The organism is Paenibacillus aceris (assembly GCF_017874035.1).
GTDB lineage: Bacteria > Bacillota > Bacilli > Paenibacillales > NBRC-103111 > Paenibacillus_E > Paenibacillus_E aceris.
Genome location: NZ_JAGGKV010000015.1, coordinates 159903 through 181132 on the forward strand (window position 1 = coordinate 159903; position 21230 = coordinate 181132).

Consider the following 21230-nt stretch of genomic DNA (forward strand, 5'->3'; position numbering starts at 1 on the left):
ACTTTGTTAAGAAAAGACGTCAGCATGGTTTCAGTGCCTTCTGAAGTCATATCTATCATCTGGTAGATTCAAAATATGACCGTTTATGTTAACTGTATCATCATCTACCCAATTTATATCGGCAGTGTCTTCTCCGTAATTCCAATACACATTTTGGGGCTTGCTTGAACTCTTATTAAAAATGAGCTGCCCTCTCACAGCAAAATCTGTCGTTGCACCTCCGTTGGAAAGATACGCCTTTATCGTATAGGTACCATTGGGCGAAGTTGTTTGTAAAATGAATTCTCCACCTGAGAGCCTGTTCAAGTCATAGAACGCCCAATACCAACCGTAACCAATCAAGCAAGCAACCAATGTGATTGGAAGCAGCACATATTTAAGCTTTTTATTAAATTTCATATTTCCCCCATTAAATGCAAGATTTATTAACATCATTATTTTCCCAAAGTTCAATTTGATATGATACTTGTGTAGTTTAATATTTTTTGGAGTTGAAAGATGAGAACCTATCTAATGTTAATATTCATACTAATTGCAAGTTTTTTGTATAAGAAACGATGTTGTTGAAATTGGATCAACCAACTTTTGAAACTAATAAAGCCGATCCCAATAAAACAAATGTTACAATAACTGTCGAGTATCTTGAAAAGGATATAAACTGAATGATCGTAATCTTGTCATTGGGCTTTGCCTAGAATCTTATCCCATAAAACAAAAAGGCCGCGATTTACGCCGACCTTAATGAGATCCAATCGTGATGAATCGTCATGTATTCATTTAGATGCCAACTCTAAACCAATCTTTTGCAACTGCGGCTACCCAACGAATTAGCTCGCCTATTGGTGATCTTTCAACATCGTGAAAGCGCTCTGGCTCTTTGTCATTCCCCCCCAATGTCACTAAGAATTGTGCTTCTGGAATCCAACGATGTCGATAAAAGTCACGTCCTTTTATCGTCATTTTATCCTTGTATACCTCTACATACAGTCCCTCGCTTTCATCTGGCCCCAATGCCATTTCACCGCCGAGTCCGTTGTCTGTCCAGGGCTGCCGCACTGACGATGAATTGACCATCGTGAATTTATCACGCACAAGTGTATTCAGCAACTTCAACTCCCAATGGGTATGGCCGGAGAAGAAAATCACCTGCGGGTAATTGGACAATATTTTTTTCAGTTCCTCATGTTGAACGACCGCTCTGTTATTCGTACAGCAGAAATGCGTGCCCGCCACACTGTATGGTAAAGGTTGATGCAAAAATACGAAGACTGGCTTTTCTGCATCAACATCTTCCTTTAGCTTTGTTCTCAACCAGTCTAGCTGCTTTTGGGATAGGTAGGCATCTTCCAAGTTTGCTTCATTGGATTGACGATATTGCTCCGATCCAAGAAAAATAAAATGGTACCCCTGAATTTTCCGGTCATAGTAGACTTGCTTTTCTCCACTTAGCTGCAAGAATCGATGAATGGAGGCTTGCTCCGACTCCTTGTTTGGGAATGTATCAGCATTCCATGCCTTCTTTGCGTCGAACCATGCTTGATAGAACTCATGATTCCCAATCGTAAATGCAATGTTCTTCGGATGAGGATTCGATTTCAGCAATTCATCTAATTTGTCATAGTCAGATGACATTCCGTTTGTTAAATCACCATTAATGATCAGGATATTGGGATTCGGATTCAGATCGTTTAAGTCACGTAATGCGGCAGCGAACTTGTAATGGGACTGTTCATCCCAAGACTGCACATGAATATCGCTAATAACGGGGAAGGACAGTTCAGGCTCCTCCTCTTCCTTCACATTGACGGGAACAGCGAGTAAAGCAAGTGACAATCCCAATCTCAATAACCCTGTTTTCACTCCTACCACACTCCATTTCCATGCATTATGGCACCTGATATGAATTACCATAACGTTTGAATGTAAGCAGGAGATTTAGCGCAGTTAAAGCTTATATGAACGGCTTTGGTATTCTTCACATCGTTTTCACAAATCTAACCTCGAAATTGAAATAATTGCGGCATAAGGAACGATAATTAACTGTCCTATAGAGTGGAAACGGCCGCCGGTTTATATTTCGGCTGCCTACGCACATGGATTAGCCTGTTCGTTACTTCAATGAATTAAAGTGAAAAGCCGCACTTAAAGTGCAGCTCCACTATCGATCTGTTAGCGCAATGATCCTTCTAAATCATGGATGTGTCTATTTACCTCTAACCAATTAGAAGCACGATAAACCAAATCAATGTTCACAGAAGTATTATATGGCTGTTCAAACAAAATAACTGGAATATTCTTATCGGCAAATTCTTTCGCATAATGCGGGGCATCATCGATTAACACACTGATCTCGGAGTCTATACATTCCTGTAGCTTATTCTCAGTGAAAGCTATATTATGATATCTAATCCCATTATGTTTAAGCCAGTCAATGGTAACATCTCGAAAAAGTAAAGGACGAGCAGTAATAATTGATATTTGATGACTAATAAATAATTCCTGTAATACTTCTACTGCTGATGGAAAAGGCGATGAGTTCCAATGAATATCGTGACCGTATCGATGATAAACTCTTTCACGCTCAGTATTGTCCCACCCATACAGACGGTAAAAATAAAAATCGTTAACATCTTCTGGAGTAAACGATAAACCGGATACTTTATTATAAAAGTGCAAATATGACGAAGTGGCATCAAGAACTGTATTGTCTAAATCTACTCCAATATGCATTTTCTTTCATCCTCGACTTCTAAGAATTAATCTAACTGGGGCGTTGCACAATACTTATTCCCCTTTCTTGCCTTCCAACATGACAACCGCGCTGTCTGAAATGGCAAGTTTAAAGGCCATCCTTTACGGGTGGCCTCTTGATCACACTATCTCAATAGTCACAAATCTACAAACGGGATAATTTCCGCCTAAAGTTTATTTTTGAGAATCAAGAATAAACATAGATGCATCATGTCCCATGAATATTTTACTTCCATTGTAAAAAGTTTTGGATTGAATATTCCTGTACCCTATTTTAGTCATTATGTCAGTTAGCTTTTCTTGATCAAATCCGTTATGAACAATATCTGAAACTACTTTTTCATTTTTATTGAAATCTACGATTAATAAATGTCCTCCTTCATTTAGAACATCAAATAATCTTGATAAAACAAATTCAACATCCTTAATATGAAGTAGAACCTGAGCCATAAAAATATAGTCAGCATGTAAATCCGATAGATCATCCTTTTCAAAGTCAAAGCATAATGTATCGACATTCTGAATATTAAAATCAGAAATCTTCTGCTGTATTTGATTAATCATGTTTTGTGAAGTATCCAGAAAAAGCATAGAATTGAAATCGCTTAACAAGCTCATCCCGACAAGACCAGTTCCACACCCGAAATCAATAGCATTTTTACTATCAGTGCCAACTAAATATTCACGAATGGCATCAGATGATACCTTTCCAATTTGAATTCTTTCAGGAGTGTCATATATATTAGCTATCATTTCAAACTTATCTGTATTTCCCATTATTACCTCTCCAGTCTATTGACATCTTTTTATCGTGCCCGTTTAGCTTAAAACCGATTCAATCAATTTTTGTACATATAAAATATTCGCGATCTAAAACCAAGACCCCTTTTTGAGGGGGATTTTCGTTTTCTGGAGACAATCTGATATACTTAATCCACAAGTGGAAAACAATTCTTTTAGATGGAGGTTCGCATGTCAAATTCCTGTATGTTTACCATGGCAATGTACCGCCCTCACCCGGGTAAAGAAGATGAACTAGCTGAGATTGTCAAAGAACACGTCCCGATGCTTCGCGAAGAAGGACTCATCACTGATTTTACTCCAGTAACGCTGCAATCTGCAGATGGAACACTGATTGAAATATTCGAATGGTTGTCTGAAGAAGCGAAGGACAAAGCGCATACCTCTCCGAAAGTATGGCCGCTATGGGAAAAAATGATGAAAGTTGCCGAGTTGGTAAGCCTATCGTCGCTGCCTGAAGCGGACAAGCCATTTCCGAATTTCAAAAGAGTCACCCTATAAACAGCATTGGAGTAAGAACCTTCAAGATTACTTGGAGGTTTTTTACATTAACGAATCAAAAAAGAGCTGCTTTAATGCAGCTCCTGCGCTTTGCTAAATTTTAGAGAGTATAACCGAAAGAATCATTCCAGAAATTGGAATCCAAAACAAATATGATTTTAGTAGTCCGACTAACCAATTGTGTTGCGAAACTGCCATTTTCGTGTGGTCGTGATTTCTTTGTAAATCGGTTAAAGCGCCTGTCGTATTCCAGGTATTGATATAGTTAGACCTGCCTCCACTTCCTGGGGAAAACAACATTAACGATACCACCAAAAGACCTAGAGAGCCCATAAAAACATAGTCTGATATTTGTTGCAGCATGTTTCGCGCTCCTCTCATAGCTGTACTTCTATTTAATTATAAATTAACTTCGGAATTAATTCCATTTTTATCCTATACAACTGCAAATTTGCATTACACAACCCCTTGGTGTGACAATGAGTGAATACGTTTTGATCTGATGGCTACTGACTTCCTGAAACTCTTAAAAACTCTTTACAAATCTTACTCCTGTATCTTCATACCCAAGATCTTTATAAAAATTATGTGCTTCGTTGATTCTTTTATGTCCTGTTACTAGCCAAGTACCCTTACATTGGTTCTTTATAGCAAGGTCCTCAGCATACTCCATTAATATTCTACCTATTCCTTTTCTTTTCTCCTCAACGTCGACAACGATGACAGAGATCTCTCCATATCTAACAATGTCTTCTATATTTTCTCGAATTCTAAATCCAAGAGTACCCATTATTTTATCTTCTTCATATACAAACAATGAGTCAAAAGGGCTTTGAGCTACAAAATCTATTCTATTTCTCATAATATCCGCAGTAATTTCTCTATTAAGCAATTGAGTCATTAATCGGCTTAATGCCAAACAATCCTTTGAAGTAGCTTTTCTGATTGTATAAGTCACTTAAGTCTCTCCTTAGGATTTGAAGTGTTTTATAAAAATTCTTCACCATCTGTTCACTAAGTTAATCTAGATATTGCGCCTTGCCGACAACTATTCCAATATTACCTTACCATCGTACTTCTCATAATCTTTAAATACTCTTAGATGATGTCTTGCAAAAAGCTCACTCGAAGCTTCTGGTAAATTATCCACTGGATAAAATTCAGCATCTACACTTTCGTCTGTCTCTTTATCAAGGCTACCCGACCACGCATCCACTCGAAATAAATATTCAATTACATGATGCTCGTTCCCCCAACGGTCCGTGAATGTTTGTGTTGTTGGAGAAGAATAAATAGCAATTAATGTTGCCTGCAAAACGTTAAGTCCAGTTTCTTCTTTGACCTCACGTTTCATCGCATCAAATACGGATTCATCTAATTCCATAGCTCCAGCAGGCATACCCCATTTTTTATCACCACGGCGCTTAATAAACAAGGCACGTCCTTCATCATCAAGTAAGATTGCTCGTACTGAGTTTACAATGATCTTCTGAGTGCCGACTGCATTGCGAAGTTTTCCTAAATACGAATCATGCCAACTACCGCGCATCTTTATCATCCTTTGGATTAAATGGATTACCTTCTATTTCCATCTAATTTAGCATACATATCTGAATCGTGCCATTCCAAAGAACTCGAGTAATATTGAGTTTCTTAAAAGGAGGACTTCGTATGGCTTCCCATTCCCATTCCCGATTTTTCAAGCAGTCCGATCCGAAGGAGCAAGACTTTGTTTATCCATTACCTGAGACTTGGTGGAGCAGACCTTATGAGTATGCCTGGTGTGCTTCCTTTATAGAATCAAGTGATATTATCTTAGATGCGGCTTGAGGAATCCCCCATCCGTTTAATTTTGTTCTTGGCCGGAGATGTAAGCATGCTTATGCTTGTGATTGGGACTCTCGCATTGTTTCATTCAACAGCATTATGGATACCATTCGGATAGATATTAGCGATGAGGCAGCCGAGCATGTACAAAAGGGGGCATATACGGAAACTCACCTCAGTCAAGCAAACCTTACTAATCTTCCTTACACTAATTGTTTTTTTGATAAAATATTTTGTATTTCTGTTTTCGAACATTTGAACCTCGAGGACATGCAGACTGTATTGGAGGAATTCAAAAGAACGCTTAAAGACGACGGAATCATTCTCCTCACACTCGATTACCCAACCATTGACTTGAGCATCTTTCAGTCATTTGTTCGAAACGCAGGGTTGGAAATGGATCATGAAGCAAACTTCACACTTCCGCCTGATGCTTTACATACTGACATGTGGGGCGGATTATATTGTTTTCGAGCTGTGCTAAAAAAAGCGGTTTTTAGCAAGGAGGCATCTGGGTGAATTTCGATTACATTGAGTATTGGAACTATGAAATATCCACAGTACATAGGCTTGGATGTTGCACAATCCTCGATTAGTTTATGCAAGGAGATATTCAAGGAGGACACGAACAAAAGTTTCATGCTCTATAAGCCAGGTTATCTTGTTAACCGCGGCTTTTTCAAAGCGGAACTGGTAGTGTGCTTAGATGTACTGTATCACATAACGGATGAACATGATTTCAACACGACCTTATTGGATGTGTTTCAATGTTCGAGCAAGTGGGTTGTTTTATATACGAAGATTACTACAGGGCTTGAACCTCAGGAAGTCGCAACCATTAAAGACAGGGATACATTGAGCCATCTAGCCAAGTTTTCAGATTTTGAAATTGTCGAGATCATTAATCAGCGCTATCCTCAGCTATCTTCCTCTCATTTCATCATTTTGGAGAAAAAAGAACTCTAGGTTCTCCCGGTTTTTCAACTACACTTCTTGCATATGTCGGCCTCTAATGTAGCTAACGAGTAGAAAAATAATCGGGAAACCGACGATGAAAATCGGAAAAATGAATTTAATCCAAACAAATTTCGCGTAATCCAACATACCTACGATGTTAGCAGGTGTTAAAGAAGTAACGAAAATGACGGTTGCAGCAAATCCGATCATAACCCGCCAATTCTTGATGCCAAGCAATTGCGCGGTTCCATAGCTGTTGATGAACAAGTAGATGGATAACTTTACGAATACGCTGAAAATCCAGATGAACACGATCCAGACATCCATATTTTGAATAAATTCTAGATAATTAATAAATCGCACCATACTAAAATACGGAAAGACTAACGTTGCTCCGATATTTGTTCCGAATGTTGCAACAACCATAGCCGCCGTAATCGTAGCGATCAATGATGGAATACCAATCGCCAATAGAGTCGGCGTTAGAAGCTTTTGCGAATTCGCGATAAAAGGCGTTAACATCATGATCATCATGGACTCTCCTAGGAAGGATGCATTCACGAGTGAACCCTTTAAAATGGGCATTACTCCCGAATCCGCGTATACAGGCAAAAGAAGCGATGTGTGCAGATTAGTTAAATTTAATGCAAAAGTTATCACAATTCCGACCAAAAGCAAAGGTCCGGCCAATTCACTGAAGCGTGCAATAGCTTCGACGCTTCCTGCGTAATTTATGTAAACCATAGCTGCAACCATAAGAGCTGCGATTATCCATATTGGCGTATCGTGAAAGAGAAATTGCTTAATAAACAAAGAAAAAATTCTTAGTATATCGGCAGCTACTGAAAACCACACCAAAACATATAACACACCAATTAGTTTTCCACCCCACTTTCCAAAAAGCTTTTGTGTAAACTCCACCAGCGTATGGGAAGAATGCCGTTGACAGACTCGAACTAAAATCAGCGTCACGACTAGTCCAATGACTCCTGCCACTGCAAGCGAAATCCAAGCGTCCTGTTTAGCAATATCGATCGTAGGCGATACAGTCAGCCAAATACTCATCGAAATTTCTAACGTCGTGAATATCCAAAACAACTGCCAAGTTGAAATTTTCACTTTCTTTCTCCTATTCCTGGGATTCGCTTGCCTATATCCCCTATACTCTGAATTTTCAATTTGACATCAACAGATACTTCAAGTATTGGGAAAATTTGATCCCATTTGTTCCGAATTTCTTTCCAGTAGTAAGGATGTTCTCTATGAACTTCTTCTCCGAATCCGAACACGTCTTGTCCAAACTGAAGCTGTAATTCTTTTATTGTCGCTTCAACTTTCTTTGCTTTAATTTCATTAAGTTTTCTTTCTAATCGGATACGTTCGGCGGATACCGAAAGATCAATATCCGTATTGTTTTCAAGCACCCTTCCGGTTCCCTCAAGTTTCACATGGGCTTTCAGTTTATTGCCTTCGAACTCTGTACGAATAGATTTTTTTAAGTTGGATTCATACAAAGATATGCTACCTTGCTCCGTTTCTTCCGTCACGAATTGACTTTTTAATACCCCTTTGACCCAAAACAATTCTAAAGATTCTCTCCCGCTCACTTCCCCGACCATTTGCAATTGTTTATTAAATATAGCAACGGATCTAACGTCAAAGATTTTGTGTTTCTCTTGGTCATTAATCGGAGAAATTTCGATCATCGGCATGGAAGGCCGAATGCCATCACGTCCTACATCGAGCAAGACATCCCGTAGGGCAGTGTCTCCCAATCGACAGTATCGGTCTTGATCAACGGCCACAATCGCTGAAAATTGATTGAACGGACTGTTGATATTTAAGACATCCTTTCCTTTACCATTATTCACAACGAAGATATCCGTCCGCAATCGAGTATCGGTATTTCGCGTAAATTGATCCATTATATCGGTTAGTCCTTTACGTGCCAACTTTTCTCCAATGAAAATAGACCTGCGATGGCCAAGAAAAACCCTGCGGGGCAGCTTGTCTTGAATTTGTTGCGTCAAATCTACGAGGGAGGAGGATCCAGTCGCTGTTAGTACGATATTTGCCCTTCGTTCGTTTCCCCCGCCTCCTTTGGTGCTCTTGATATTGGCGGGAACTGCGATTTGTGCGCTCTTTTGAAGCTTACCGCTCTCCGTTAGATCCAGGGCAGTTCCTATCCAGAAAGCGTAATCGTTTATTTCATTCCTGTCCCAACATCCGGCAAGCAACAATGTCAGTACTAAACAAAGGATTGAGCAACAGATTTTCATCATTATTTTCGTTGCGCCCATACGTATCGTTTATTCATTCGTATCAGCGTGTCCTTCCAGAAATTTGGTCTGATAGGAGCAAACGGTTTTAAATATGGAATGCCGAACGACTTGAGTGTCACAAGATGGATCATGATAAACATAATTCCGATCGCGACACCGTACAGCCCAAGGAATCCCCCTAATATCAGCAGCGGAAATCGCAGAATTCGAAAAGGCAATGCCAAACTATAACTTGGAAAAGCGAACGAAGCAATTCCAGTACCTGCAACAATCATGACGATAGGAGCAGAAATAAAACCAGCTTGGACTGCTGCTTCCCCAATAACCAATGCGCCTACGATACTCACGGCTGAACCGATTGCTTTAGGCAAACGAAGCCCGGCTTCTCGCAATCCTTCAAACATAAGTTCCATTAACAAAGTTTCAATAACGGTCGGAAACGGAATACCTTCTCTAGACGCTGAAATACTAAGCATTAAAGAAAGCGGAATCATCTGTGGATGGAACGTCGTTAGAGCAACATATACGGATGGAAGCAGACAAGACATAATTGCCAGCAAGAACCGCAAAAGTCTAACTGCTGAGACATATAAGAAGCGTTCATAATGGTCTTCAGCTGCTTGAAAGCCTGACCAAAATGTCATTGGCAATAATAGTGCGTTTGGAGAGCCGTCAACGATAATGGCTACTCTTCCTGCCAATAAACCTGCGGAAACGGAGTCCGGTCGTTCTGTATTTTGGATTTGCGGGAATAGGGATAAGGTCTTATCCTCGATAAATTCTTCAATATAGCCGGAATCCAACAATTGATTCGTGCGGAAAGTATGAAGTCTTCTTGTGACTTCTTGAAGCAATTCGGGTTTCACTTTATCTTCGATATATGCAACGATAAACTCTGTATTGGTCAGCTCTCCTGCTTGATGGCTTTCGAACTTTAGTTTCGGGTTACTTATTTTTCTTCGAATCATGCTTAAATTTGTTTTTAGGTCTTCGGTGAATCCCTCACGCGGACCGCGTATCGATGCCTCGTTCGAAGGTTCATTGATCGCGCGTTGTTTGAAAGCGGAAAGATCTGCTAAATAAGCGTATGGCTTACCGTCTAGAATGATGGCTGTACTGCCTTTCAGAACTTTAGCTGCAATTTCTGATATGCGAATTACAATTTTATATTGTGTAAGTCGCTCAAAATCATGACTAATTATGCATGCAGAAATAATCTCTTCCAGTTTGGTAGAATCAGTCAGTTCTTCTATATAAACGAGCAGAATGTTTGAGTGATCCGATAGTTTTAGTGACCGAAATACGACATCATCACAATTACGAAAAATGTATCGCAATGCATCATGATTGATAACAGCATTTTCACTCAAATCCACGGGAATGCTCGGATCCATGCTGATTCCCCCTTTCCAGAAATTCACTGTATATTTTGCGCGAATTTTTATTGCATTATTCCAGAAAAAGTAAAAGAAGAACTACATAGATGCTTCGAAAAAAAAAATCCCCGATTGACGGGGATCTAAATGCACTCTTATTTATGCTTTGATGTCGATTGAGAGCCAATTATTTGATTTAACTTAGGCTACAATATTTCGATAAACCCTTCTGTCCCATTCACACGAATTCGTTGCCCATCTTTTATCAGGTTGGTAGCATTTTCTACCCCGACAACTGCAGGCAAGCCATATTCGCGTGCGATAACTGCTCCATGGGTCATCAGTCCACCAACTTCGGTGACTAGTCCTTTAATGGATACAAACAATGGTGTCCAGCCAGGGTCAGTAAAGGAGGTTACTAAGATATCTCCTTCTTTTAGATCAGCATCTTCCATGTTTAAGATGACTCGTGCTCGACCCTCAATCACTCCTGAAGAAACAGGCAGACCTACAATAGCTTCGGCTGGGAGATTTTCTCGTTCGTACTTACCCGCAATGATTTCACCGTCAGAAGTAATTACACGTGGGGGCGTTAGTTTTTCGAAAAATTTGTAATCATCTTTTCGTTTGTTGATGATCTGATAATCTAATTTATTGGTGCTAACGACATCGCGATATTCTTCAAAAGTGAGATAGTAAACATCTTCTTTTTCATGAATAACGCCCGCTTGTATGAGTTGTTCGGCTTCTTTCAATAAAGCTTGCTTATATACGAAGTAGCGATTAATCATCCCGTATTTTGGATATTCACGATAACCGATGAAATTCCGGATTAGGCTGATCACTCGTGCTGTCTCTTTGGCTTTTCGTTCACCATCCGGTAATTGTTTCAATCGATCTAATAACTCTTGTTCTTTATCTAAAGCTTCCTGTCGTCCTTGCTCAAATTTACGTTTGCCAGCATTAGGCTCAAAGTTTTTGATGTTACCAAGAATCATCGGGACAAGTGTAATTGGTTTTTCACTCCAACGAGTTTTAGTCACATCGATTTCTCCAGCGCACCGCATTCCGTATTTGTTAAGATAAGCATAGATAGCGTCATGGCTTTCCTGTCCACCATCTAACTTAACGAGTTCACTCAAAAAGTTATCATCTTTTACACGCTGTAAATAATCAATTACTTCTGGATAAGGACGAATTATATCCGCGACATCCAATAGAGCCAGACCCATTTCCGAAGTAATATTGTTAGGTACTGATTGAGAAAGCGTATCTGCTACGTTCTTTTCACCTAACCATTTGTTCATTTTTTCATTGATCCATGATGAAGCTTCCATAGCAGTCATAAATACACGAGTACTTTGCGGGTTAAATAAAATCTTCTTTAATTGCTGGAAATCTTCTAGAATAAAATTAAATAAATCTGATCCTGATTTCGTTTGGATGGTTTGTTTTAACTCTTCTATTGATGTTTCACTACTCTTAATTAAATTAGAAACGATTGTCGGATCGTATTCGATTTGTGCTTGAAAATCCGAAGAAGATATCCCTTCATTGTTTTTACTGGAACTTGGTATTTTTTCACCATCATCTGGTAACGATTTTATAAAATCTCGCTCTATTATAGTCATGAGTGCGCCTTTTATGAGCGGATCGGATCCCATGGTATTTAATAAAGCTTCCCGGCCGATAGGTGTAGCAAGCCTAGGTGCAATATCAACAAACAACCTTCCACCAGCTTTACGCATGGGTGCAGGAGTCGTTAACAGGTAAAAAGATAACCCTAATGGTTTTATGGGGTCAGTCATCATTTGTTGATGACCAACAGATAGATAGACGTGGTTTTCTTGATCGTTTGCTTCAGGGATGGGGAATAAAGTCGTGATTGGCCGGCTCTGGACAATATAAAACGTATCATCAACCAAACACCATTCAATATCTTGTGGACAGCCAAAATAAGCTTCGATCTGTCTTCCGATACGTGCCAGTTGTACAATTTGTTGTTCAGTAAGTGTTTGGGTCTTTTGCTGATCAAGATCGATCTGCTTTGTTTCTGTTCCACCTTCTTTTCGGCCATAGATAGCCAGTTTTTTGGCTGCTATCCGCTTATTGACGATTTCCCCATCCTGTACTTTATAACAATCGGCAGTTACCAAGCCAGAGACCAGCGCTTCTCCAAGTCCAAAACTGGCATCGATTGAAAGTAACTTTCGGTTGAATGTAATTGGATCTGCAGTAAACATAATCCCAGAAGCTTGTGGCAAAACCATCCTTTGAACAATAACGGATAAATATACCTGACTTTGGTCAAATCCATTTTTCATACGGTAGATTACCGCGCGATCCGTAAACAGGGAAGCCCAACATTTGCTGATATGCTGCAAGATTGCTTCTTTACCGATGATATTTAAATAGGTGTCTTGTTGACCAGCAAAAGAGGCATGTGGTAAATCTTCAGCAGTCGCACTAGAACGCACCGCATAAGCATGTTCATCACCTAACTGGGAGAGATAGTGAGTAACTGCTTTCACAACATCGGAAGGAATTTCTACTTCCATAATGATTTGCCGAATCTTCCTACTGATTTCACTAATTTGATCTCGATTTTCTACTTTTAGCATGGTTAGTCGATCCAACAAAGCATGGTACATTTCGTTTTTTTCGATGGCTTTTTGATAACCCACAGTTGTAACACAAAATCCTTCTGGTACTTGTATGCCTTTGATTTTTGATAATTCCCCTAAATTTAACCCTTTTCCGCCAACGAGCAAAAGCTGCGTTTTTTCCATTTCCTGAAAACCGAGAACCAAAGAACTCATTCAATATCTCCCCTATCCATTAATTTGAGAAAACATTTGACAAGAGCTCACCGGCATGGTACAATTAAATTGTAAGATGAAATACATTTGTTCATGTGAAATAAAAAGCCGTAATGTGATTATATCACCATGACTGTTTATATGCAATATAGAAAAACCTGATAAAACTACACAGGTTCTTTTTTGATTTTATTAAACAATTCTACACAACGATCTCCGTCACTCCATAATCCCTTGGAAGTTTACATTGAGATATTATGCCCCACCCATAAATAAAGAAGCCGCCCTCAAAGGATGTTATCGAACTTCCTTTGAAGGCGGCTTCTGTTCATCTAGCTACGTTACATCTTTAGTTACAGCATTCCAACACGAACGGATTGCGCCGCTGATGCTCTCACTGCTTAACTCGAAGATTCCGTGCAGATGGGCCTTCAACATGTAAACAAATGTGCCGTAATGCATCTGTACCATCATTTTTGGATTCATCGGAATAAACAGCTTCTCCTGAATAGCTTCTTGATATAACTCGTTCATTGGCCCACACCATCCGCCGGTATAGACTTCTTGCTTTACCTCTTCATAAATGTAAGGTGAGAACGAATACTGCTCAATAAATTGAAAGCCTTGAGGATATTGTTTCCCCAATTCGATAACCCGATTCCAACCGAATTCAAACTTTTCACGAATCGTTGTGCCCTTCAGCAAGCCTTCTCTCACATACTCTCCGTTAAACGTTACAATGGCTTTGTACAATTCGTTAACGATATCTTCTTTGCTTTTGAAATAATGATAAATGTTCCCGGTCGATACACCAGACTCCTTGGCGATAAGCGACATTGAGGTAGCCTGTAATTCCTTTCGGATGATGATATTAAGTGTTGTTTCAAGGACGGCTTGCTGCACCTTGTTATATTTCTCAAACATTTGGTTTTCCCGCTCCCACCATAAGATCGAATGATCATTCTAATCTAACATACACCCCATATAATCCATAGTCAAGATTGTCATATCGACCCTGCGTTATGACGAAGCGTTTCATAATGTTCTTACATATAATTTTTAGCTATCGTCTCCAAATATTGTTCAATCGGTACAGAATTTCTAAGCGTCATCAGATCATTGCCCGCTTTTCCGATGACAGTGCGAAATTTATTGCTCTCTCCAGTCGCCAATGCGACTATGGCATTTACAATAATCTGAGGATCATCCAATGTAGAGCCGGATTCCGCATGATTCATTAAATCCTGCACTTTCGTCATCAGGTCATCGTAATCCTGTATGTTTTCATCTCGGTTCCAAGTAATACTGTTCTTGAAATTATTTCCTGTAGAACCTCCCTGCTCGATCAATCTAAGCTCGATATTCAACGGCTTCAGTTCGTAATAAAGACCTTCCGTTAGTCCTTCCAAAGCAAATTTAGACATATTATAGAGAGATCCGAGCGGCACCGCGGTCGTGATTCCCATGAAAGAGCTGATATTGATGAACATGCCTCCGCCATTTGCTCTAAAATGAGGAACAAATTGACGGATAACATTGATCGGTCCTCGCGTATTAACCGCGAATTGCCAGTCGATCGCTTCCTCTTGGGCTAATTCCAGCGGACCGTAAGTCCCCATACCGGCATTATTGATAACAACATCGATCTTACCGAATGTGGCTATGGCCTGATCTACCGATGATTGAACTTCACGCACATTGGTGACGTCCAGTTTGAAAATTTTAATATTATCGTAAGCTATAAGCTCCGTTTCTTTGTCGGGTGTACGCATAGTTGCAGCTACGTTCCAGCCCATTTCAGCAAACCGAATTGCCGTAAGTTTTCCCAAGCCTGAACTGGTTCCTGTAATAAAAACTGTTTTACTCATGTTGAATACCTCCAAGTTATAAATTGAACGTTCACTCTATAACAATTATACGTATTAGATCGAAAGTTCATTCTAATTATGATGCAGGTTTCGTAATCTGTCAAATACAAACTCTTTAGCGGAATATTAATTTCTACCATCACGCTGAAAACCTGATGAAAATCAAGCGTTTTGTAGCAATATAAATTGATGACGTAATTGCGTTATCCAGCCCATTAACATAAAAAGCTGCACCAGGCAGCCTTTGATACCAAAAAATATATTGTACATTCATAATTTGTTCTTATCCTCTTAGTGGTATTACGATTCGAGGTCAGCTGCTTCATGAAAATTCCTCAACACTTTTTTGGCTTCGTGACGGTCTTGAACTTGAAGCTTATTTAATATATTCGTGACATGGTTGGCGACCGTTTTGGTGCTCAATGACAGACGGGATGCTATTTGTCCATTCGAGTATCCGTCCGCGATCAGCTCAAGCACCTCCGTCTCACGGCCCGTCAGTTCGGAGAGCGCCGGATTTAGCGGCTGTGACTGTTTCGGCATCGTAAAATAATGCATCATGCGTGCTGCAATATCGGAGCTGAATACAGCTCCACCACCACCAACCATTCGAATGGACTGCAGCAGCTCCATTTCCCCGGCATCTTTAAGTACATAACCTCGTGCACCCATTTGCATGGCCATAAAAACGGACTTATCGTCTTTTAGCATTGTTACGATGAGTATTTTTTGTTCTGGCTGCTTTTCCCTGATCATTCTTGTCGCTTCGATACCGTTAATGCCCGGCATCCGAATGTCCATGACGATGACATCAGGCAGCAGTGACAAGGCTAATTGCACCGCTTCTTCCCCGTTTGAGGCTTCCCCTACTACCTGCAAATCTTCTGTAGTTCCAATTAAGTTGCGCACCCCTCCGCGAAATAGCGGATGATCGTCTGCTAGCAAAATTCTCACTTTAATTCCTCCCCACGTATTAGCGGCAGCAGTGCCATTACACGCGTACCGCCAGTTTCCAGTCTTTCAATTATGCATTGACCGCCAAGCTCTACCGCTCTCTCGCGAATTGAGGTCAATCCGATTCCCCCATTTCCTGTTGTCTTCATAGGAACAGGAATGCCTTTCCCGTTATCGATGACTTCCACTTGCAGCTCTTGTGCCGGCGTCAATCGTATATGAACATCACAAGCCGTTGCCTCAGCATGCCTGATGACATTAACTAATGACTCTGTTACGATGCGATACACCGCTACCTCCACCGCTGCTGGTAAAGCCGGAAGCGCCTCCAATACGTGTAATTTCACACATATCGGGTCACTATTCATTTGACCGGACGTCTTCAATAACTCGTCAATGCGTGCCTCAATAGAGCCCAACAAACCGAACTCGTCCAGCGTCGGCGGGCGCAAATCGTGTACCATTGTGCGAATTTCGTTTACGGTCGTTCGGATGACCAGCCTCAGCTCTCCCAGTAGCTCAATCGCCGTATCTGGACTTTTTCGAATATATTGTTCCGCAGCCGCTACGTTAAACGCGAGCGACATCAGACGCGGCGCAAGATCATCGTGAAGATTTCTTCGGATTTGCCTTCTCTCTTCCTCACGGGCAAGCACCAACCGTTCACGCGATTCCTGTAAATCTTTGGCCAGCAGTTTCATACCGGTAGTCATATTTATATTTTTTGCGATGGGCACAGCCTGACGAAGCAAAATATCCAGCAGCTTGTTGTCTTCTGTGCTGAATGCTCCGCCTTGCGAACGACTCGACAGCCAAAGCGTTCCAAGCTCTTCACCACTGTGAATAAGTGGATAGACATGCATATCATATTTTTTTTCACCGACGGATACCGCCACCGTCTCCTGCCCGTTCATTCCGATCGAGATACCGACATGTGGAAGACGAAGAGCGTCTTGTATCGTTCGGGCAACGACACTTAGCACTCGATCAGGGGTCATCGGTTTTATTAGGCTGTCCCCCAACTCGACCAACACGGCAAACGGGTCATCGTGCCTGCCTTTCATCAACCGATTCACGATACGCTGAAGCCACTGCTTAAGTGGTGCGAAGAGAATAGCGACGATGGAGGTTGCGATAAGGGAGATGATATAGTTTTTCTCCGTCCGGAACACGCTGCTTAGATATAGTACCGATGCCGAGTAGACGATTACGATGGCAAGTGACAACACACCGTAGACAATTGTTCGGTTGACGAGTGGATCGATATCCCATAAGCGGTGACGAAGGATGGCAAATGCAAGCGTCAAAGGAATAATGGAAACAAATACATGTAAAGCGACGTTTAAATAGATGTAGGAGACCGGGCTGAACGCTGCATCCGAAACAAAAAAGGCACCGATTCCGAAAAAACCGAGAAACGAAATGGTAACGCCGTAGACGACCCATTTCGTCTGCTGTCGCTGTTCGGTATTGGACAACTTCCTATACCGATAAATTTGCGAATAAATCATACTGCCGATGGCAGTCAAATAGTACAAGATCCTCGCTGTTGCGGACCATTGCTGTAAATCGATTCCGGTTTCCGGGAATAGAAAGCTGGCAATCTGAACCAAGCTAAACGGGATCCAAACGTAGAGTGTCCAGAAAGGTGCTAACTTTCCGCTAGGAAACAATAAGAAAAACAAAAATAACGTCATCCATCCGATCGTGCTGATTCCATCCGGCCACCTCTGCAGCGCCTTACTTCCTTCCGAAGCGATATAGACGAGCGAGGGAAACGTAGTACCATACGCAACGAGCGCGAGCACGGCAAGCTTCCCCATCCACTCCCGCCCGCTCTTCCAGAGTATGATACCGGCACCTGTATAGAAGAGGAAGGCAAGCCCACAGTCAATCGCGACTAAAACCACCGCATACGAATCGATTGTTAAATTGTGCTGGTTCAGCACTTCAATCGTGGTCGGCGGAGCTGGAGCCAATGAACCACATGCTTGCAGTATGCAATAATTGCGTAGCTTTTCATAATAGCCCGAAATGCTGCTAATGAAAAAAACAACGAAAATGGCGCTAATTGCAACCATAAGCGCCTTCAATAGCCACTCCGTTTGACTGCTAAGTATCCTGCTTAACGGCCTCATATTTCCTCCTAATCTGCCAAGGATCGTATATCGAAATTATAAACCCTGACCCATAATCTGTATATGACTTGCGGACTACTTCCCGGATCTACCCATAAATATTCCTGTCTTCGCTAGGTAGGAGATACTCTCGATGACGGGAACGATCATTTGGTACAATTCGTTACAAGGAAGTCAATAAACAGTTGGAGGTTGGTCAAAATGACAATAGAAAAAGTAGTGAAATTGCTCGGATTTATCTGTTTCTTAGCAGGCATCGTACGAATCGGAATGACCCCGTCGTCGCTCATTTGGGGAGACGACAGCATGCCGGAAGTAATCTGCGGGTTTATCGCTTGTATCCTCATGGCCGTAAGTTCTATTGCGCTGTATATGGCACAGTCTAAGGAGACCGGCGTATTGGGATTTATTTCTACGCTGCTTATCATGATTGGCAATTTGCTTGTCGCATCTAACTTTTACGGTTTGTTCGCATACGGCGAATATGCTAAAAAAGGGCAGTTGTTCGTTGATCTTACCGGAGCTGTCTCCGGTATAGGGATGCTGCTCGGAACTATCATTCTTATGATTGTTACTTTCAGAGCTAAAGTATTTCCTCGTTGGACGATTATCCTTTTTATCCTCATGCTCGTATCGTTCGGAATGCCAGGGCTTGAGAAATGGTTCGCCTTCTTCTGGGGCTTAGTGTATGTAGCGATGGGTTTTATGGTATGGACAGGAAATTTTTATCCGAAGGTCAAGACAAATGAACTAACTGCTTAATTACAAGCTAGGAACTCCGACCGTGTGGTCAGAGTTTTTTTGCTTTTGACTAGTGGAATGTAAGGCTCAACAAAAAAGCCGCAATAAATTGCGGCTCTTGTCATGTTTTTGAACTTAATATGGATATGGATATGGGTATGGGTATGGACATGGGTATTGGTATGGTGGATATGGGCAAGGGTATGGATAGTAGGTTGGATAACTAGGATATGGTGTAGGAATTGGAACGACAATAGGGACTACGTTAAAGTCGTGAAAATGTCCGTGGCCAACACCCCCATGAAATCCAGGACCAACTCCACCATGGATACCATGGCCCACACCACCATGAATTCCAGGACCAACTCCACCATGGATACCATGGCCAACACCACCATGAATTCCAGGACCAACGCCACCATGAATACCTCCTCCAACAGGTGGGCGCAATTCTTCCTCGTTAGATGTTAACATATAGCAATCACTCCTCATTTCTATCGCGGTTATTTACCTAATGTAATGTATGTGTGAATGCCTATTTTGTGAAAACTCCTCTAAAAAAAAGCGTCTTCCTACATACAAATAACCTTGAAAGCCAAAGTTGTCCCTAAAGGACATGCTAAATTGATCCCTATTTCCGCTAAACCATTGAGGCTTCTGGGGCAAATTGAGGATATCGGATTGACACATCTATGATTAAGCAAGTCGCTCCTCCCATTACAAAAATGAATGATATGCAAAACCACTAACGATTGAACTAACGTTTCTGTTTACATAATAACGGCTGCCCTAGGGCAGCCGTTTCAAGTTTGTTTTGTCAGATTTCATGGACTTCATTGGAGAACTGTTAGAATAATTCCGTAAATACAATGAATTGCTTAAATAATGGCGCAGTTGGTAGTTAGAAATAGTTGTAAGACTTATTTATTCCAATATACTTCTTTGATAACTGCCCATTTTTAAGGAATCTTAACTTCGAGTTCACTCAGATAATTAGTTGTGGATACTCCTTTAGGAGGACCGAATTCGAACTCTACAGACTCTGCATATTTACCGGCGGAGTCACTAATCTGCAACGAAATTGGCGCATGCCCTTCCGGCACCCATCTGGCAGTAGCCTTGTAGCGGCCAATTGGTATTTGATCAATGCCAGCTCCACCTGAAATCGGTCCTCCTCGCTTCGTTATCGTTTGACCTGGACTGCCATCGAGCAGCGGGCCGACGGGTGTCAACGTTACTTCCAAATCGCTCATATCGAACTCCGGAAGCGAATCGTCCGAAGATGTAAAATTCGGATAAATATAAATTTGCCCATCAAATTTGTTCCAGGTAAAGTCGCGGACGGCTCCTGTACTTCCTGAAAGCGGGAGATCCTTGTTCGCGTTTAAATGAAAGGTATAGTCCTTTCCGTTAAATGTTTTAGTCACATCGGCACCCATTCGCCATGTTGTAGCCATCTGAGGTAATTCAATCCGATAGTGTCCCGATTCATCGGTAACTCCGAGGATATTACTGTCATAAAGCAATGTGTTATCGGCATAAACGACGATATCAGGGATGGGTTGACCTTTTGCATCGCGCACATAACCTTTGACGACATAGGGCTCAACCTCCTCTTTCACAGGATCGGGGATTGGAGCAGGAGAAGGGACAGGTGTTGGTGTTGGTGTTGGTGTTGGTGTTGGTGTTGGTGTTGGTGTTGGTGTTGGTGTTGGTGTAGTTGGTGCATCTGCTTCATCAATCCGAACTGTCGCCTCGTTGCCACTCCTGGAGTAAGTCACCTGGTAACCGCTGTTTTCCGCTACAAAGCGAAGCGGGACTAAGGTGCTGCCATTCAGGATTTGTGCAGGGACATCCAAGCTCACGTTTTTACCATTCACGATTGCGGTTGTGCTATTAATTGTCAACACAATTGTGAGACCGTCCTTGATTCCAATTGCCTGTTGTGACGATTCAGTCTCCTTCCAATTTACCTCGAAGCCAAGCGTCTCGAATAATGTACGGAACGGGACGAGTGTTGAACCATCTTTCAATAGCGGTCTTGCTTGATCAAATTGAAGCTCCTGACCATTGAAGAGCACATGAATCAACGGACTATCTGGAGCTGGGCTCGATATAGGTGGTGTTGGTGTTGGTGTTGGTGTTGGTGTTGGTGTTGGTGTTGGTGTTGGTGTTGGTGTTGGTGTTGGTGTTGGTGTTGGTGTTGGTGTTGGTG

Annotated in this window: 22 protein-coding genes; 5 read left to right on the top strand and 17 right to left on the bottom strand. The window is 41.4% G+C overall.

Going from position 1 to position 21230, the window contains the following annotated elements:
* Positions 1-30: 30 nt before the first annotated feature.
* The 4 genes from J2Z65_RS24050 to J2Z65_RS24065 all read right to left on the bottom strand — a co-directional run bounded on the left by J2Z65_RS24050 (position 31) and on the right by J2Z65_RS24065 (position 3528).
* Positions 31-399: a DUF5412 domain-containing protein gene (locus J2Z65_RS24050; RefSeq protein ID WP_167059537.1), complete on the bottom strand. Its 369-nt coding sequence runs from the start codon at positions 397-399 to the stop codon at positions 31-33.
* Between the two features lie 378 nt (positions 400-777).
* Positions 778-1860, bottom strand: coding sequence for a metallophosphoesterase family protein (locus J2Z65_RS24055; RefSeq protein ID WP_338111702.1), 1083 nt, complete (start codon positions 1858-1860; stop codon positions 778-780).
* A 309-nt stretch (positions 1861-2169) separates the two neighbouring features.
* Positions 2170-2730 (bottom strand): 5' nucleotidase, NT5C type, encoded by a 561-nt coding sequence (locus J2Z65_RS24060; RefSeq protein ID WP_167059543.1) that lies wholly within the window; start codon positions 2728-2730, stop codon positions 2170-2172.
* A 195-nt stretch (positions 2731-2925) separates the two neighbouring features.
* Positions 2926-3528: a class I SAM-dependent methyltransferase gene (locus J2Z65_RS24065; protein ID WP_167059546.1), complete on the bottom strand. Its 603-nt coding sequence runs from the start codon at positions 3526-3528 to the stop codon at positions 2926-2928.
* Positions 3529-3723: 195 nt separating this feature from the next.
* On the opposite strand from J2Z65_RS24065, the gene J2Z65_RS24070 reads away from it, so the two are divergent.
* Positions 3724-4053: an antibiotic biosynthesis monooxygenase family protein gene (locus tag J2Z65_RS24070; RefSeq protein WP_167059548.1), complete on the top strand. Its 330-nt coding sequence runs from the start codon at positions 3724-3726 to the stop codon at positions 4051-4053.
* A 93-nt stretch (positions 4054-4146) separates the two neighbouring features.
* Here J2Z65_RS24070 and J2Z65_RS24075 read toward each other — a convergent pair whose 3' ends face one another.
* From J2Z65_RS24075 to J2Z65_RS24085, 3 genes are all read right to left on the bottom strand, one after another.
* Positions 4147-4416: a hypothetical protein gene (locus J2Z65_RS24075; protein WP_167059551.1), complete on the bottom strand. Its 270-nt coding sequence runs from the start codon at positions 4414-4416 to the stop codon at positions 4147-4149.
* Positions 4417-4579: 163 nt separating this feature from the next.
* Positions 4580-4954 carry a GNAT family N-acetyltransferase gene (locus tag J2Z65_RS24080; RefSeq protein WP_193580971.1) on the bottom strand — a complete coding sequence of 125 codons (375 nt, stop codon included), beginning with the start codon at positions 4952-4954 and terminating at the stop codon, positions 4580-4582.
* A gap of 147 nt (positions 4955-5101) precedes the next feature.
* Positions 5102-5602: an NUDIX domain-containing protein gene (locus J2Z65_RS24085; RefSeq protein WP_167059557.1), complete on the bottom strand. Its 501-nt coding sequence runs from the start codon at positions 5600-5602 to the stop codon at positions 5102-5104.
* Between the two features lie 122 nt (positions 5603-5724).
* Between J2Z65_RS24085 and J2Z65_RS35430 the strand changes: the two genes are divergently transcribed.
* The 3 genes from J2Z65_RS35430 to J2Z65_RS24095 all read left to right on the top strand — a co-directional run bounded on the left by J2Z65_RS35430 (position 5725) and on the right by J2Z65_RS24095 (position 6846).
* A complete protein-coding gene (locus J2Z65_RS35430) occupies positions 5725-5883 on the top strand; it encodes a hypothetical protein (protein ID WP_240159752.1) in 159 nt (52 codons plus the stop codon).
* Between the two features lie 96 nt (positions 5884-5979).
* Positions 5980-6399, top strand: a complete 420-nt coding sequence (locus tag J2Z65_RS35435) for a class I SAM-dependent methyltransferase (protein ID WP_240159753.1) — start codon at positions 5980-5982, stop codon at positions 6397-6399.
* 27 nt (positions 6400-6426) lie between these two features.
* Positions 6427-6846 carry a hypothetical protein gene (locus J2Z65_RS24095; protein ID WP_167059560.1) on the top strand — a complete coding sequence of 140 codons (420 nt, stop codon included), beginning with the start codon at positions 6427-6429 and terminating at the stop codon, positions 6844-6846.
* 18 nt (positions 6847-6864) lie between these two features.
* Here the strand turns inward: J2Z65_RS24095 and J2Z65_RS24100 are convergent, their stop codons facing one another.
* From J2Z65_RS24100 to J2Z65_RS24135, 8 genes are all read right to left on the bottom strand, one after another.
* Entirely contained in the window at positions 6865-7956 is a 1092-nt protein-coding gene (locus J2Z65_RS24100; RefSeq protein WP_167059563.1) for an endospore germination permease, read from the bottom strand.
* Positions 7953-9137 (bottom strand): Ger(x)C family spore germination protein, encoded by a 1185-nt coding sequence (locus tag J2Z65_RS24105; protein ID WP_209856134.1) that lies wholly within the window; start codon positions 9135-9137, stop codon positions 7953-7955. The genes J2Z65_RS24100 and J2Z65_RS24105 overlap by 4 nt, the downstream gene beginning before the upstream one ends.
* The gene (locus J2Z65_RS24110; RefSeq protein WP_167059572.1) at positions 9119-10513 is read right to left on the bottom strand and encodes a spore germination protein; all 1395 of its coding nucleotides are present in this window, start codon (positions 10511-10513) and stop codon (positions 9119-9121) included. Before J2Z65_RS24110 ends, J2Z65_RS24105 begins: the two co-directional genes overlap by 19 nt.
* Positions 10514-10701: 188 nt before the next feature.
* Entirely contained in the window at positions 10702-13314 is a 2613-nt protein-coding gene (gene ppsA / locus J2Z65_RS24115) for a phosphoenolpyruvate synthase (protein ID WP_209856136.1), read from the bottom strand.
* 336 nt (positions 13315-13650) lie between these two features.
* Complete coding sequence (locus J2Z65_RS24120; protein ID WP_167059575.1) at positions 13651-14238, bottom strand: TetR/AcrR family transcriptional regulator; 588 nt, start codon at positions 14236-14238, stop codon at positions 13651-13653.
* A gap of 122 nt (positions 14239-14360) precedes the next feature.
* Complete coding sequence (locus J2Z65_RS24125) at positions 14361-15182, bottom strand: SDR family oxidoreductase (protein WP_167059578.1); 822 nt, start codon at positions 15180-15182, stop codon at positions 14361-14363.
* 300 nt (positions 15183-15482) lie between these two features.
* Complete coding sequence (locus J2Z65_RS24130; protein ID WP_338111703.1) at positions 15483-16136, bottom strand: response regulator; 654 nt, start codon at positions 16134-16136, stop codon at positions 15483-15485.
* Positions 16133-18274, bottom strand: a complete 2142-nt coding sequence (locus J2Z65_RS24135; protein ID WP_167059581.1) for a sensor histidine kinase — start codon at positions 18272-18274, stop codon at positions 16133-16135. The genes J2Z65_RS24130 and J2Z65_RS24135 overlap by 4 nt, the downstream gene beginning before the upstream one ends.
* A gap of 201 nt (positions 18275-18475) precedes the next feature.
* Here J2Z65_RS24135 and J2Z65_RS24140 point away from each other — a divergent pair, with 201 nt between their 5' ends.
* The gene (locus J2Z65_RS24140; protein WP_167059584.1) at positions 18476-19036 is read left to right on the top strand and encodes a hypothetical protein; all 561 of its coding nucleotides are present in this window, start codon (positions 18476-18478) and stop codon (positions 19034-19036) included.
* Between the two features lie 239 nt (positions 19037-19275).
* Here J2Z65_RS24140 and J2Z65_RS24145 read toward each other — a convergent pair whose 3' ends face one another.
* Positions 19276-19437, bottom strand: coding sequence for a hypothetical protein (locus J2Z65_RS24145; RefSeq protein ID WP_167059587.1), 162 nt, complete (start codon positions 19435-19437; stop codon positions 19276-19278).
* Positions 19438-19974: 537 nt separating this feature from the next.
* Positions 19975-21230: stalk domain-containing protein (locus J2Z65_RS24150; RefSeq protein WP_209856138.1), on the bottom strand; the 1256-nt coding region annotated here is incomplete at its 5' end.